Origin of the sequence: Pseudomonas sp. KCJK9058, from assembly GCF_046230975.1 — a bacterium.
Taxonomy (GTDB): domain Bacteria; phylum Pseudomonadota; class Gammaproteobacteria; order Pseudomonadales; family Pseudomonadaceae; genus Aquipseudomonas; species Aquipseudomonas alloputida.
Genome location: NZ_JBJJLR010000050.1, coordinates 23,232 through 38,024, shown reverse-complemented (window position 1 = coordinate 38,024; position 14,793 = coordinate 23,232). Strand labels below are relative to the sequence as shown.

Genomic DNA, 14,793 nt, shown 5'->3' with positions numbered 1-14,793 from the left:
AAGCCAGATCAACAGCCAGATCAACAGCCAAGATCAACAGCCACATCAACAGCAGAGGGTTGGCTGTGCTGATCTTCGTCATTCCAACGCAGCGCCATTTCGCCTATTGTCGATGCTCCCTTCCCCAAACCATTGGCAAACCCATGGAGAACGTCATTGTCATCACCGGCGGCAGCCGCGGTATCGGCGCCGCCACTGCGCTGCTGGCCGCCCGCCAGGGCTACCGCATCTGCATCAACTATCACGCCGATGACCAGGCCGCCGAAGCCATCCTCAGCCAGGTCCGCGCCCTGGGCGCCGAGGCCATCGCGGTGCGCGCCGACGTCAGCGTCGAAGATGAAATCATCCAGCTGTTCCTGCGCGTCGACGACGAGCTCGGCCCGGTCACCGCACTGGTCAACAACGCCGGCACCATCGGCCAGCAGAGCAGGGTCGAGGACATGTCCGAGTTCCGTCTGCTGAACGTCATGAAGACCAACGTCGTCGGCCCCATGCTCTGCGCCAAGCACGCCCTGCTGCGCATGGCGCGCCGGCATGGCGGGCAAGGCGGGGCCATCGTCAACGTATCATCGGTCGCCGCACGCCTGGGTTCGCCCAACGAATATGTCGACTATGCCGCCTCCAAGGGCGCGCTCGACACCTTCACCATCGGCCTGGCCAAAGAAGTGGCAGGCGAGGGCGTGCGCGTCAATGGCGTACGACCGGGCTATATCCATACCGGTTTCCATGCGCTTTCGGGTGACCCGGATCGCGTCAGCAAGCTTGAACCTGGCTTGCCCATGGGCCGAGGAGGGCATCCTGAGGAAGTGGCCGAGGCCATCCTCTGGTTGCTCTCGGACAAAGCCTCCTATGCCACCGGCAGCTTCATCGACCTGGGCGGCGGGCGCTGAGCGCGCCCGTCAAGGTTCGAGCAGCTCGCGAACCCGCTCTGCCAGTGCTTCCAGTTCGAACGGCTTGGTCAACACCAACGTACCTTGCAGCAGTTGGCCGTCGCTGAGCGCCGCGCTCTCATCGTAACCGGTGATCAACAGCACCTTGAGGTCCGGGTAGCGCTCACGGCAGCGTTCGGCTACCTGGCGGCCATTCAGGCCGCCAGGCAGGCCGACATCGCTCAGCAGCAAGTCTGGCCGTTCGCCGCTTTGCAGGTGGGTGAGGGCAGACGGACCGTTCTCGAAGGCGTCCACCCGATAGCCCAGCTCTTCCAACACTTCGCCAATCACCAGGCGCAAGGCCGTCTGATCTTCAACCAACAGAATGCGTTTTGCAGTCTCGCTGCTTCTTTGCAAGAGCGCGCGCGGAGGTTTGCTGATTGGCGCCTGGGCTTGCTCGTGGTGGCGGGGTAACAGCAGCTCGATGCGGGTACCCTCGCCAGGCACCGACAGCACCCGTAATTGCCCACCCGACTGGCGCACGAAGCCATAGGTCATGGACAAACCCAGGCCGGTGCCCTGGCCCATCGGCTTGGTGGTGAAGAACGGCTCGACTGCGCGCTCGACAACTTCAGCCGACATGCCGCTACCGTTGTCGGCGATGCTCAGCCGCACGAACTCGCTGGCCGGCAGTTCCAGTGCCACGGCCTGCTCGTCGTCAAGCTGCAGGTTGTCGCCAATGATCTCGATCACACCACCGGCAGGCATGGCATCGCGCGCGTTGATGCATAAGTTGAGCAAGGCGCTTTCCAGTTGGGGAGGGTCGATGAAGGTCGGCCACAGCTGGCTGGCAAAGCGGCTGCTCAGGGTAATCGCCGGGCCGATGGTGCGGCGCAGCAGGTCTTCCATGCCGGCCACCAAGGTGGCCACTTGCGTGGAGCAGGGTTGCAGGGTCTGCTGTCGGGAGAATGCCAGCAGCCGGTGCACCAGCGAAGAGGCCCGCTGCGCCGCGCTGCTGGACAGCTCCAGCAAGGGTGCCAGGGCGTCGAAGCGTGACTGCTCAAGGCGTTGCCGCATCAGCTCCTGGGCGCCCAGGATGCCGCCCAGCAAGTTGTTGAAGTCGTGGGCTATGCCGCCACTGAGCTGGCCTACGGCTTCCATCTTCTGTGCCTGGCGCAGCGCCGCTTCGGCCTTGGCCAAGCGTTCCTGCTCCTGTACTCGCTCACTGATGTCATAGGCGAACAGAAACGCGCCATGTACCTCGCCTTCTGGGTCGCGCAAGGCGTTGAAGCGCAACTCATAATGGCGCAGCGCGGGGGGCTTGCCGAAGGTGCCGATCTCGATGAACTGCTCGCCTGCCAGGGCGCGCTGCCACATCGGCAGAACAGGCGTCTGGCCGGCGGTGCCATCCTCGAACAACCCGGGCAGGTATTCGCCGATTTCGGGTGTCCTCCCGTACAGCAGGTGGAAGTCATGCCTGGCCTGGCGATTGACAGCCAGCCAGCGCAGGTCCTTGTCGATCACATGCACATTGACCACACTGTGATCGACCAGCTCGGCAAACAAGCGTCGCTCCGCCAGTGCGGCATTCACCCGATGTTCGAGCTCTTCGTTCAGGCGCTGCAGGGCCTGCTCTGCACGCCGGCGCTCGGTGACATCCTTGAACAGTACCGCTACCTGGCGTTTCTCGGCAGGTTCTATGCGAAAAGTGGTCACCGACAGCACGTGGCCCGTGGCAATCAGTTCCTGCTCGAAGTGCAGCGGTTCGCCGGTGCGAAGCACCGCGCCATAGCGGGCCACCCAGTCATCCGCCTCATCGGGCACCATCTCGCGCAGTTTTTGCCCGACCACGTTGGGGATGCCGGCGTGTTTGGCATAGGCTGCGTTGGCCAGCACGTGCACGTAGTCACTCAGGGGGCCATGGGGGCCATCGAAGAACTCGATGATGCAGAAGCCTTCGTCCATGGTGTCGAACAGTGAGCGATAGAAGTCCTGGTCGTGCGCCTGGTGGCTTGCAAGCCGTTGCTCCAGCAGTGTGTTCTGTCGCTGGAGGTCTTCGACTTGTTGGCGCAGTGAGTTCAGATCACGAGAAGGCATGCCTGCGTCCGGCCAATGAAAAGTCCTGACTTTAACGTGTTCACCTGCAGGCGAATAGCCACTCAGGGTGACTGGGCGGTGCTCCCCAGCAGCCGTTCAAGCGCCTGGGCAAGTGCTTGAAGATCGAATGGCTTGGCCAGCAGTTCGGTGCGCCGGTCGGGCCGCACTTTTGCCGTACTGTGCGCAAGGTCATAGCCTGTGATCAGCAGCACCGCTGCATGGGGGGCAATACTTCGACAGGCGTCCGCGAGTTGGTAGCCATCGATACCCCCAGGCAGGCCGACATCGGTGATCAGCAAGTCCGGTGCAGGGGCTTCCCGCAAGGCCTTGTATGCCTGCCGGCCATCTTCGAATGCCTGAACTTCATGGCCCTGATCTATCAATACCTCCAGCATGACCAGGCGCAGGGCCGGCTCGTCTTCCACCAGCATCACCCTGCACGCGCGCTGCTGAAGCGAGGCCGCAGGCGCAGGCCCCTCGACGTGGGGGTTGGGTGAAGCGGCGGCGATGCTTTCATCGCAGGGGAGATACAGGTTGATGGCCGTACCCTGGCCAGGCGTGCTATCGATGACCAGCTGGCCACCGGATTGCCGCACAAAGCCGTAGACCATCGACAGCCCAAGGCCAGTGCCCTGGCCGAGCGGCTTGGTGGTGAAGAAGGGCTCTAGGGCGCGCTGCATCACTGCTTTGGACATGCCCATGCCGGTGTCTTCAACGCGGATACGCAGAAACTGACCAGTGGCCAGGCCCCGCTGTCTGGCTTCGGCGCCTTGCACTTCGACATTGGCGCAACCGATGCTCAAGGTGCCGCCAAGCGGCATGGCGTCACGGGCGTTGATGCACAGGTTGAGCAGCGCGTTTTCCAGTTGCTGGGCGTCTATTCGGATAGGCCATAGTCCGGCATGTGTCTGGTCGTGGTAGTCGACATAGGGGCCGGTGGAGCTGCTGATCAGGTCGTGCATACCGGCCACCAGTTGCTGCACATCGACCCGTTGCGGGACCAGCGTCTGCTGCCGTGAGAATGCCAGCAAGCGCTGCACCAAGGCTGCGGCGCGTTGGGCGTTGTGCCGGCTGAGTTCAAGCAGCTGCGCGGTGTCCGCCAGGCGTTGCTGCACCAGACGTTGCCCGGCCAGTTCCAGGGCGCCAAGGATGCTGGCCAGCAGGTTGTTGAAGTCATGGGCAATCCCGCCGGTCAACTGGCCGACCGCCTCCATCTTCTGCGCCTGGCGCAGTGCTTCTTCGGCCTGCTGCAGGCGTTCCTGTTCGGTCACGCGCTGCGTGATGTCATAGGCGAACAGGTAGCCGCCCTGAATTCGCTGCTGAGCATCGAGCCACGGGTGGTAGCGAATTTCGTAGTGGCGTGGTGCGTCGTCCAGCCCGAAGGTGACGGTGTCGATGAACGCTTCCCCTGCCAGTATGCGCGGCCATATCGGGGCCAGGCGGCCCATGATGTCGGGTTGATCGGTCAGGAACTGGGGTACGTAGTCGCCAATCTGCGGCACGAAGCCTCGGTAACGTTCGAAGGTTTCGCGCGCCGTGCGATTGATGGCCAACAGGCGCATCCTGCGGTCGGCAGCAAACACGTTGGCCGGGCTGTTGTCGAGCAGTTCTCCAAGCAGCCTGTCATGCGCCTGGACGCTGTCTTCGCGCTCTGCCAGGCGTGCTTCCAGTTCTGCGACACGCGCTTGCAACTGGGCAAAGGACGCAAGCGGATCTGGCTGCATGACGAAGGCCTGATGGTCGGATCGAGCAACTATAGTCGCCCCTCGGGCCCCTCGCTATCAGAACGAGCGAATGATCCGCCCGAGGGTTTCCATGGCCTGTTCGGCGCCGTCATGCCAAGGGCTGCCGTAGTTCAGGCGGATGCAATTGCCAAAGCGTCGGGTGGGCGAAAAGATCGGCCCAGGGGCGATGCTGATGCCTTGGGCCAGGGCCATGTGGAACAGCTTGAGGGCGTCCATCTGCTCGGGCAGTTCCAGCCACAGGAAGTAGCCGCCGGAGGGCTGGCTGACCCGTGTCTGCGCCGGGAAGTGGCGGGCGATGGCTGCCAGCATGTTGGCCTGCTGGCCCTCCAGCGCGTAGCGCAGCTTGCGCAGGTGGCGGTCGTAGCCGCCGTGTTGCAGGTAGTCGGCGATGGCCGCCTGGGCCGGCATGGAGGCACACAGGGAGGTCATCAGTTTCAACCGCTCGATCTTCTGCGCAAAGCGCCCGGCGGCCACCCAGCCAATGCGATAGCCCGGTGCCAGGCTTTTGGCGAACGAGCCGCAGTGCATGACCAGGCCCTGAGTGTCGAAGGCCTTGGCGGGTTTGGGCGCCTGTTGCGAGTAGTACAGCTCGGCGTACACGTCGTCTTCGATCAACGGCACCTGATGGCGCGCCAGCAACTCCACCAGCGCCTGTTTCTTGGCCTCCGGCATGCTTGCACCCACCGGGTTCTGGAAATTGGTCATGCACCACACGGCCTTTACCGGGTGCTTTTCCAGGGTCTGCGCCAGCACCCCCAGGTCCATGCCCTCGCGCGGGTGCACGGGGATTTCCACAGCCTTGAGCTTGAGCCGCTCCAGCACCTGCAGGCAGGCATAGAAGGCCGGGGCCTCGATGGCGACCAGGTCGCCCGGCTGGGTCACGGCCTGCAGGCACAGGTTCAGGGCCTCCAGTGCGCCGTTGGTGATCAGCAGCTCTTCCATCGGCAGCATCAGCCCACCGACCATGTAGCGCAGGGCGATCTGCCGGCGCAGCTGCGGGTTGCCGGGGGACAGATCGGTCACCACCATGCGCGGGTCCATGCTGCGGCTGGCACTGGCCAGTGAGCGCGACAGGCGTTGCAGCGGGAACAGCTCAGGGCTGGGAAAGGCTGAGCCGAAGGCAATGGTGTTGGGGTCCTTGATCGAGTCGAGGATCGAAAATACCAAGGCGCTGACGTCGACATCGGTAGACTCGCTCACCGGCTGCAGCGCTTGCGGCTCGCAGAACTGACGCGGCACGTGGGCGTTGACGAAATACCCGGAGCGCGGCCGGGCGCGGATCAGCCCGCGGCGTTCCAGCAGGTAATAGGCCTGGAACACGGTAGACGGGCTGACCCCGTGGGTCTGGCTGGCGTAGCGTACGGACGGCACGCGCTGGCCGGGGCCCAGCACCCCGGAGCGGATCAGTTCGGCAATGTCATCGGCGAAGCGTTCGTAGCGTTTCATTCTGGCCTTCTGTCCAGCCTGGCAGGCAAGGTGGGGTGAGTGTAAGGGATCAGCGGTTCATGGGGGCGACGAAGCGACTGTGCGCCACGCTGCGGATAGCGGGGTCGTCACGCTCGCTGATTTCAAAGCTCAGCGTCTGCGAGCTGCTGGTCGGGCGCTCGGCGAGCATCGCCACCGACACCGGCAGTTCGCTCATTTCGCCAGCAGGGATGACCAGTGCGCTACTGCCCTGCAGGGTGAAACCGTCAGCGTCCAGCAGGCGCAATTGATAGTGCTGGGTACGTTCGGTCTTGTTGATGACCTTGAGCAGGTAAATGTTCTCGATCTGGCCTTGGGCGTTTTCACGGAACAGGCCGCGGTCCTTGATCACATCCAGCGATACCATCGGGCGCATCTGCAGGGCCACCACCAGTGCCCCGATCATGACCAGCAGTGCGGCAGCGTAGCCCAACAGGCGCGGGCGCAGCCAGTGCGTGGTACCGCCTTGCAGGCTGTGCTCGGACTTGTAGCCAATCAGGCCGCGGGCGTAACCCATCTTGTCCATTACCCCATCACAGGCGTCGATGCACGCGGCACAGCCGATGCAAGCCATTTGCAAGCCATCACGGATGTCGATGCCGGTGGGGCACACCTGCACGCACAGGGTGCAATCGATGCAGTCGCCCAGTCCCTGGGCACCGACATCACTGCCTTTCTTGCGCGGACCACGGGCTTCGCCACGACGCGGGTCGTAAGCGACCGCCAGGGTGTCCTTGTCGAACATCACGCTCTGGAAGCGCGCATACGGGCACATGTGCAGGCACACCGCTTCACGCAGCAGGCCGGCATTGATGTAGGTAGCGGCCGTGAAGAACAGCACCCAGAACAGTGCCACACCGCCCAGTTGCAAGGTGAGCAATTCTGCGGCCAGTGGCCGGATCGGGGTGAAGTAGCCGACGAAGGTCAGCCCCGTGAGCACGCCAATGGCCAACCACAGGCTGTGTTTGAGCGTGCGACGGGCCAGTTTGTTCAGGCTCCAGGGCGCCGCGGCCAGCTTGATGCGCTGGTTGCGGTCCCCCTCGGTAACCTTTTCGCACCACATGAATAGCCAGGTCCAGGTGCTTTGTGGGCAACTGTAACCGCACCAGACGCGCCCGGCGTAGACGGTGATGGCGAACAGGCCAAAGGCACAGATGATCAGCAGCGCCGACAGCAGGATGAAGTCCTGTGGCCAGAAGGTGGCGCCGAAGATGTGGAACTTGCTGTTTCCCAGGTCCCACAGTACGGCCTGGCGGCCGTTCCAGTTCAGCCAGGCCGTGCCGAAGAACAGCACGAACAGGGCGCCGGCAAAGCCGATGCGCAGGTTACGGTAAAGCCCGGTAAAGCTGCGGGTCTGGATGCCGCTGTCGGTGCGTCGCGCTTGGATGCTGGCTGGGGCGGTGGCGATCTCTGTAAAAGGGATTCTATCGTTCATGGTTCGGTGCTCATCAGGCCTCGATCAGGCATGAGCACTATGGCGCTGAAGCTGTTATCAGCACAGGTTCAGATTTTACGATAAAAACCATATCAGATTTGCCGCATGGCCCCGCCAAGCCTCATATCACCGAGCCTGGCGCGCTGGCCTTCAGATGCCTGCGGCTATCCACCGCACCCGCCACGGTCAGTGCATCGGCCTCGGTTTCGGTAATGGGCACGCGTTGGCCGGCCAGTATGGCCACCGACATACGCAACTGTTCGTCGGTGATGATCTCGATATCCGGGCCTTCGCCCTCGATGCGCAGGCCTTCGCCGATCAGTGTGCAGCGGCGGGTGGTTTCGTCGATTTCAATGGGCATGGTGGGGTCCTCCCGGGGTGATTACAGGGTGGACCGCGGTCAGGGGCCAGTTGCTGCATCAGCAAGCTGAGCGGCACTTTGCAGTACGTGTGACGGTCAACCTTGCAGAGGGCAGGCCTGCTGACGTGGCGGGCGGATTCATGAAGCTCAAGCAGGGGACACAACTGCGATGGACGTCATCTGGCAAGCAATCCAGGCGGAATTCGCCGATGTCACCGATGAGCGCGAGGTCACGCAAATCCTTGTGCGCTTGCTGATGGCTGCTGTGCTCGGCGCAGTACTGGGCTTCGAGCGCGAACACAAGGGCAAGTCTGCCGGGGTGCGTACCCACATGCTGGTGTCGCTGGGGGCCGCCCTGTTCGTGCTGGCGCCCAGTATGGCGGGGGCCGATGAACAGGCACTCAGTCGGGTGATCCAGGGCATCGTTGCCGGTATCGGTTTTCTCGGTGCGGGTACCATTCTGAAGGGTAACGGCCAGGACACCAGCCATGTGAAGGGCCTGACGACCGCTGCCGGGCTATGGATGACGGCTGCCATTGGCACGGCGGCTGGCATGGGGCGCGAAGCCACGGCGCTGATCAGCACGGTACTGGCCCTGCTGGTACTGGGCACGATGCCGTTGCTGGTGGAGAAGGTCGAAGGACAAGATGAGGAGAAGCAGAAGGAGGAAGAGGGCAGGAAGCACTGAGGGGAGCCGAAGCTCCCCTCAAAGCGTTGTTGCCTGCTCTTTTTTTATTATTGGGACCGGCCTTTTGTTGTTTTTGTCGGCTTGTCCTGGTGTTGCGGGCGACCCCCATGCGGGGTCAAGAGCAAACGTATTTTTTTGAGCGCTGACCTGCTTTCATCATTGCTGATCCGAACCTGGCTGCCGCTACCTTGAGGTAGTTTTATTGTTCTGTGCCAGACCGCGGGGCGAACCCCTGAAAAGCGTGTCGACTCCAAAAAAATCTGCTTGCTACGCCTCTGCCGTGTTGTTCTTGTTATGTCAGAGCCGTTACCTGTTGTTTTTATTGGGTATCGCGTTTTTTTTGTTCTTGTACCAGAGATATAGCAGGGTGCGTGCCAACTTCTAAAAACCCTTTAAAATCAATGATTTAAGAATTTTGGTCGACACCGCCCAGCCTGAAATTCTGCCGATTTGTTTCCCTGTTACCCGATTTTTTGCTGTGAAATGTGCGGGAGGTAACACTTCACCCACACCAATGTGACACCGGTGTGACCTATTGTGCGCTGCACGCCCGTGCTACCCGCGACCCGTTGTCGCGGCCCAGCACGCCGCTGATGCGCTGGCCGGCGGCTATCAGCCGGCCCAGGTCGATGCCGGTTTCAATGCCAAGCCCCTGCAGCAGGTACACAACGTCTTCACTGGCGATATTGCCGGTAGCACCCTTGGCGTAAGGGCAGCCGCCCAGCCCGGCTACCGAGCTGTCGAATACGCTGATGCCCTCGAGCAGGCTGGCATAGACGTTGGCCAAGGCCTGGCCGTAAGTGTCATGGAAGTGTCCGGCCAACTGCTCGCGCGGTACCTGGGCCGACACCACCTCGAACAGGCGTCGGGTGTCGCCTGCGGTGCCGGTGCCAATGGTGTCACCCAGCGAGACCTCGTAGCAGCCCATGTCGTGCAGGGCGCGGGCCACCGGGGCCACCTGCTCGGCGCTGACCTTGCCCTCGTAAGGGCAGCCAAGCACACATGACACATACCCGCGCACGCGCACGCCGTGGCTGCGCGCAGCGTCCATGATGGGTTCGAAGCGCTTGAGGCTTTCGCTGATCGAACAATTGATGTTGCGTTGCGAGAACGCTTCGGAGGCGGCAGCGAACACCGCTACTTCCTTGACCCCGGCAGCCAGGGCGTCCTCGAAACCGCGCAGGTTCGGCGCCAGTGCGGCATACGTCACACCGGGGCGCTGCTGGATGCCGGCGAATACCTCGGCAGAGCCGGCCATCTGTGGCACCCACTTGGGGGACACGAAACTGCCCACTTCTATATAGGCCAGGCCCGCTTCGGTGAGGTCGTTGACCAGGCGTACCTTGTCGGCGACGCTGATGGGCTGGGCTTCGTTCTGCAGGCCGTCGCGGGGGCCGACTTCGACCAGGCGGACGTGTTTGGGCAAGGACATGGCGGGTTTCCTGTGGCGTTCAGCGGTTGTCTTTGTTGTTCAGGGTGGCGGCCAGGGCTTGTTCGCAGCGCTCCTGGGCGGTGTCCAGTTCCAGTTGCATCTGGTGAATGTCCAGCATCTGCTGCTCCAGCTGGGCGCGGCGCTCGGCAATCTTCGCCAGCATGCTGTTGAGCTGTTTGAGGTTGCCGCTGGTGGGGTCGTACAGTTCGATCAACTCGCGGCACTCGGCCAGGGAAAAGCCAATGCGCTTGCCGCGCAGGATGAGCTTCAGGCTGACCTTGTCGCGCGGTGAGTAGATACGTTCCAGGCCACGACGCTCAGGGCTGAGCAGGCCCTGTTCTTCGTAGAAGCGGATAGCGCGGGTGGTGATGTCCAGTTCGCGGGACAGGTCGGAGATGCTGTAGGTCTGAGTGCTCATGCTCGGGCTCGGCGTGGGGTATGCGGATATCCTGAGGGCAGGTTGACGTATACGTCAAGAAGAGGCCGCCAAGGATTATTCCGACAACCCTGATCTGCGATACGCATTGGGCGTTTGCCCACTCAAGCGCTTGAACCACCGGGCGAAGTAGGTTGGGTCGGTAAACCCCAGGCTATCCGACAACTGCCCAATGCTCATCCGCGTGTAAATAAGGTTGCGTCGCGCCTCCAGCAACAACCGCTGGTGCACCACCTGCAATGCAGTCTGACCGCTCAGTGCCCGGCACAGCTGGTTCAGTTGCAAACTCGGAATATTCAGCCGCGCGGCAAAGTCTTCAACCGTCAGATGCTCGCGGTAATGCGCTTCGACCAAGCGCAAGTATTGCCCCAGCAACAGGCGGTCACGTTCATCACGGTTACGCGGTGCCTGCCCTTGCTGCTGACGGCGGCTGATCCACACCATCAGCGCGGTCACCAACGCTTCCAGCATCGCGGCGCGTGCCGGGGCATTGCCTTGGTACTCCCGCTGCAAGGTGTCGACCAGGCTGCGCAGGTGCACGCGGTCATGGCCCAACGGATAACAAGCAGGTTGTGCCAGCACCGTCAGTGGCGCGCCCAGGCGCTGTTCCAGGTTCGCTACAAGGGCAGTACCAAAGGTCAGGACATAGCCCTGGATATCGGCGCTGAAGCGAAAACCATGCACGGTCATCGGTGGTACGACCTGGATCGCCGCTTCGCCGATGGCACTGCGCACGCCCTCGATCTCCACCTGGGCCTGGCCACGCTGTACATACAGCAGCTGGAACAGCTCGGCATGCTGGTGCGGCTTGATCTCCCAGTGATGCAGCCGGCTGCGTGCCGGGATCGACTCGCAGTGCAGCAGGTCGGTACCGGGCCAGGCCTGATTTTCGCCATACAGCTTGAACAACGGGACGCCGGGGAGGGTGGATTTCATCTGGGATTGGCCTGTCCGTTAATCGAACGCTTTTCGTAAAAGTGCAGGTTTTTTATGGAATAGCACACTTAAACGGCGTTTTCTGCCAGTAAAAATGCAATGGCAAACCCTAACAGCAGATGCCGCCCCGCTGCCAGTCCCGGGCCGGTATCGTCCGAACAGAGACAACAACAATGAAAACTCAGGTTGCAATTATTGGAGCAGGTCCGTCTGGCCTGCTGCTGGGCCAGCTGCTGCACAAGGCCGGTATCGATAACATCATCGTCGAACGCCAGACCGCCGAGTACGTACTCGGCCGCATCCGCGCCGGGGTGCTGGAGCAAGGCACGGTCGACCTGCTGCGCGAGGCCGGCGTGGCCGAGCGCATGGACCGTGAAGGCCTGGTGCACGAGGGGGTCGAGCTGTTGGTTGGCGGGCGCCGTCAACGCTTGGACCTCAAGGCGCTGACCGGTGGCAAGACGGTGATGGTCTACGGCCAGACCGAGGTCACCCGTGACCTGATGCAGGCCCGTGAAGCCAGTGGTGCGCCGATCATCTATTCTGCCGCCAACGTTCAGCCGCATGAATTGAAAGGCGAGAAGCCCTACCTGACGTTCGAAAAGGATGGCCGGGTGCAGCGGGTTGACTGCGACTATATCGCCGGCTGCGACGGCTTCCACGGCATCTCGCGGCAGAGCATCCCGGAGGGCGTGCTGAAGCAGTATGAACGGGTTTACCCGTTTGGCTGGCTGGGCCTGCTGTCGGACACACCGCCGGTCAATCACGAGCTGATCTACGCCCACCATGCGCGCGGTTTCGCGTTGTGTAGCCAACGCTCGCAAACACGCAGCCGCTACTACCTGCAGGTACCTTTGCAGGATCGGGTCGAGGAGTGGTCTGACGAGCGTTTCTGGGACGAACTGAAAGCCCGTTTGCCCGCCGAGGTGGCGGCGGACCTGGTCACAGGCCCCGCGTTGGAAAAAAGTATTGCGCCACTGCGTAGCCTGGTGGTCGAACCCATGCAGTATGGTCACCTGTTCCTGGTGGGTGACGCGGCGCACATCGTCCCCCCTACGGGTGCCAAAGGCCTTAACCTGGCGGCCTCGGACGTCAACTACCTGTACCGCATTCTGGTCAAGGTGTACCACGAAGGGCGCGTCGACCTGCTTGCGCAATACTCGCCGCTGGCCCTGCGCCGCGTGTGGAAGGGCGAGCGCTTCAGCTGGTTCATGACCCAACTGCTGCATGACTTCGGTAGCCACAAGGACGCTTGGGACCAGAAGATGCAGGAAGCTGACCGCGAGTACTTCCTGACCTCGCCGGCGGGGCTGGTGAACATTGCCGAGAACTATGTGGGGCTGCCGTTCGAAGAAGTGACCTGATCCGTCATTGCGCAAACCTGGCACTCATGCAGGGAGCAAGGGCTGCATTGGTCAGCGAATGGCTTGCCGGTAATTACACCAAGGCTTGAAGTCGAGACTGCGTATGACCGACAGTGCTTCGCTGAATAGGTGATGGCAGGATGCATGACGATGAAATATCCCACCCCGCTGATCGGCGCTCTGTGCCTGCTGGTTGCCAGTAACTGGGCCGGCGCCGACCAGGTATTGCCCACGCCACCGGAACTGGCCTCCGGCTACCGCAGCGGTTTGCAGCCGGTGCACGCCAGCCGGCACATGGTTGCCGCAGCCAACCCGCTGGCCAGTGACGCGGGGCGGGCGATGTTGCGTGCCGGCGGCAGTGCGATTGACGCCGCCATCGCCATGCAATTGGTGCTGACACTGGTCGAGCCGCAGTCCAGTGGGATCGGTGGCGGGGCGTTCATCCTGTACTGGGATGGCAAGCGCGTGCAGGCATTCGACGGGCGTGAGGCAGCACCTGCGGCGGTGACGGAAAAACTGTTCCTGCAAGCCGATGGCACACCCATGCCGTTCCGGGTGGCGCAGATCGGTGGGCGTTCGGTGGGCGTGCCCGGGGTGCTGCGTGCCCTGAAACAGGCCCACGAGCAGCACGGCAAGTTGCCCTGGCACGACCTGTTCGCCCCGGCCATCGCCTTGGCACGCAACGGCTTCGCGGTTTCCGAGCGCCTGCACACGCTACTGGCCGGGGACCCCTACATTGCCCGTTCACCCGCAATGGCCCGTTACTTCCTGGATGAGCAGGGTAGGCCGTTGGCCGTGGGTACGATCCTGCGCAACCCTGAGTTGGCCCATACCTTGGAGCAGATCGCCGCACAGGGGCCCGAGGTGTTCTACAGCGGTGAAATTGCCGAAGCCATCGTCGCCACGGTGCGTGGCCATGCCAATGCCGGGTATCTGTCGCTGCAGGACTTGCAGCAGTACCAGGCCAAGGAGCGCGAGCCGTTGTGCGGTCCCTACAAGGCCTGGCAAATATGCGGCATGCCGCCACCCTCCTCGGGTGGGGTGACCGTGCTGCAGACCTTGGGCCTGCTCGAAGCCGTGCAGCGCACCGCGCCGCAACGCGACCTGGCAGCGCTGCGACCGCTGGCCACCTCGTCCCCGGCCCGCCTGGAGGCCCCGCCCTTGGCCGTGCACCTGATCGCCGAGGCCGAGCGCCTGGCCTACGCCGACCGCGCTCAGTACCTGGCCGACAACGACTACGTGCCCGTCCCGGTCAAGGCCCTGACCGATTCTGCTTATCTGGCCAGCCGCGCGGCGCTGATCGGCGAGCGCAGCATGAAGCGCGCCCGTCCGGGCCAGCCGCAAGGAGCGGACCTGGCACTTGCGCCCGACCGCTCGCCACTGCGCATCTCCACCTCTCACCTCAGTGCGGTGGATGACAGCGGCCAGGCCCTGGCCATGACCACCTCGGTGGAGGCCGCATTTGGCTCGCACCTGATGGTCAAGGGCTTCCTGCTCAACAATCAGCTGACCGACTTCTCGTTCATCCCCCACGAGCACGGCAAGCCTGTGGCCAATCGGGTGCAGCCGGGCAAACGGCCGCTGTCGGCCATGGCGCCGACATTGGTGTTCTCGCGTGCCACGGGCGAGTTTGTCGCGAGCCTCGGTTCGCCGGGTGGTTCGCAGATCATCGGTTACGTGAACAAGGCACTGGTCGGCCTGCTGGATTGGCAGCTCGACCCGCAGCAGGCCGCCGGCCTGCCCAATTTCGGCAGCCGCAATGCCGGCACCGAAGTGGAAGCAGGGCTGAGCAGCCCGGCGCTGATCCGCCAGTTGGCAGCCTGGGGCCATGAGGTGACACCGATGACCATGACCAGCGGCATGCAGATCATCCAGCGCAGCGGCGAGGGTTGGTCAGGCGGTGCCGATCCCCGGCGGGAAGGAGTGGCCCTCGGTGACTAGCCGTGATAGAACGCAGACTTGCCATTCA

12 protein-coding genes are annotated in these 14,793 nt (G+C 62.9%); 4 read left to right on the top strand and 8 right to left on the bottom strand.

Features of this window, described 5'->3' with window-relative positions; genetic code table 11:
• The first annotated feature begins 143 nt into the window (after positions 1-143).
• On the top strand, positions 144-890 hold the full coding sequence (locus ACK59Z_RS21720; RefSeq protein ID WP_088512710.1) for an SDR family oxidoreductase: 747 nt from the start codon (positions 144-146) through the stop codon (positions 888-890).
• A gap of 9 nt (positions 891-899) precedes the next feature.
• Here ACK59Z_RS21720 and ACK59Z_RS21715 read toward each other — a convergent pair whose 3' ends face one another.
• The 5 genes from ACK59Z_RS21715 to ACK59Z_RS21695 all read right to left on the bottom strand — a co-directional run bounded on the left by ACK59Z_RS21715 (position 900) and on the right by ACK59Z_RS21695 (position 7,971).
• Positions 900-2,966, bottom strand: a complete 2,067-nt coding sequence (locus ACK59Z_RS21715) for a PAS domain-containing protein (protein ID WP_108190426.1) — start codon at positions 2,964-2,966, stop codon at positions 900-902.
• Positions 2,967-3,028: 62 nt separating this feature from the next.
• Positions 3,029-4,690 carry a PAS domain-containing protein gene (locus ACK59Z_RS21710; RefSeq protein ID WP_409293655.1) on the bottom strand — a complete coding sequence of 554 codons (1,662 nt, stop codon included), beginning with the start codon at positions 4,688-4,690 and terminating at the stop codon, positions 3,029-3,031.
• Positions 4,691-4,747: 57 nt separating this feature from the next.
• Positions 4,748-6,157 carry a GntR family transcriptional regulator MpaR gene (gene mapR, locus ACK59Z_RS21705; RefSeq protein ID WP_054889555.1) on the bottom strand — a complete coding sequence of 470 codons (1,410 nt, stop codon included), beginning with the start codon at positions 6,155-6,157 and terminating at the stop codon, positions 4,748-4,750.
• A gap of 49 nt (positions 6,158-6,206) precedes the next feature.
• Positions 6,207-7,610, bottom strand: a complete 1,404-nt coding sequence (gene ccoG / locus ACK59Z_RS21700) for a cytochrome c oxidase accessory protein CcoG (protein ID WP_012052113.1) — start codon at positions 7,608-7,610, stop codon at positions 6,207-6,209.
• A gap of 121 nt (positions 7,611-7,731) precedes the next feature.
• Entirely contained in the window at positions 7,732-7,971 is a 240-nt protein-coding gene (locus tag ACK59Z_RS21695; RefSeq protein WP_003247835.1) for a DUF3203 family protein, read from the bottom strand.
• Positions 7,972-8,140: 169 nt separating this feature from the next.
• On the opposite strand from ACK59Z_RS21695, the gene ACK59Z_RS21690 reads away from it, so the two are divergent.
• On the top strand, positions 8,141-8,659 hold the full coding sequence (locus ACK59Z_RS21690; RefSeq protein ID WP_003247836.1) for an MgtC/SapB family protein: 519 nt from the start codon (positions 8,141-8,143) through the stop codon (positions 8,657-8,659).
• A 532-nt stretch (positions 8,660-9,191) separates the two neighbouring features.
• Here the strand turns inward: ACK59Z_RS21690 and ACK59Z_RS21685 are convergent.
• From ACK59Z_RS21685 to ACK59Z_RS21675, 3 genes are all read right to left on the bottom strand, one after another.
• Complete coding sequence (locus tag ACK59Z_RS21685) at positions 9,192-10,091, bottom strand: hydroxymethylglutaryl-CoA lyase (protein WP_003247838.1); 900 nt, start codon at positions 10,089-10,091, stop codon at positions 9,192-9,194.
• 19 nt (positions 10,092-10,110) lie between these two features.
• On the bottom strand, positions 10,111-10,509 hold the full coding sequence (locus tag ACK59Z_RS21680; protein WP_003247847.1) for a MerR family DNA-binding transcriptional regulator: 399 nt from the start codon (positions 10,507-10,509) through the stop codon (positions 10,111-10,113).
• A gap of 75 nt (positions 10,510-10,584) precedes the next feature.
• Entirely contained in the window at positions 10,585-11,463 is an 879-nt protein-coding gene (locus tag ACK59Z_RS21675) for a helix-turn-helix domain-containing protein (protein ID WP_108190425.1), read from the bottom strand.
• 173 nt (positions 11,464-11,636) lie between these two features.
• Between ACK59Z_RS21675 and pobA the strand changes: the two genes are divergently transcribed.
• Together pobA and ggt are read left to right on the top strand one after the other, a co-directional pair.
• A complete protein-coding gene (gene pobA / locus ACK59Z_RS21670) occupies positions 11,637-12,824 on the top strand; it encodes a 4-hydroxybenzoate 3-monooxygenase (RefSeq protein ID WP_014753390.1) in 1,188 nt (395 codons plus the stop codon).
• 150 nt (positions 12,825-12,974) lie between these two features.
• The gene (gene ggt, locus ACK59Z_RS21665) at positions 12,975-14,765 is read left to right on the top strand and encodes a gamma-glutamyltransferase (RefSeq protein WP_409293654.1); all 1,791 of its coding nucleotides are present in this window, start codon (positions 12,975-12,977) and stop codon (positions 14,763-14,765) included.
• Positions 14,766-14,793: the final 28 nt, after the last annotated feature.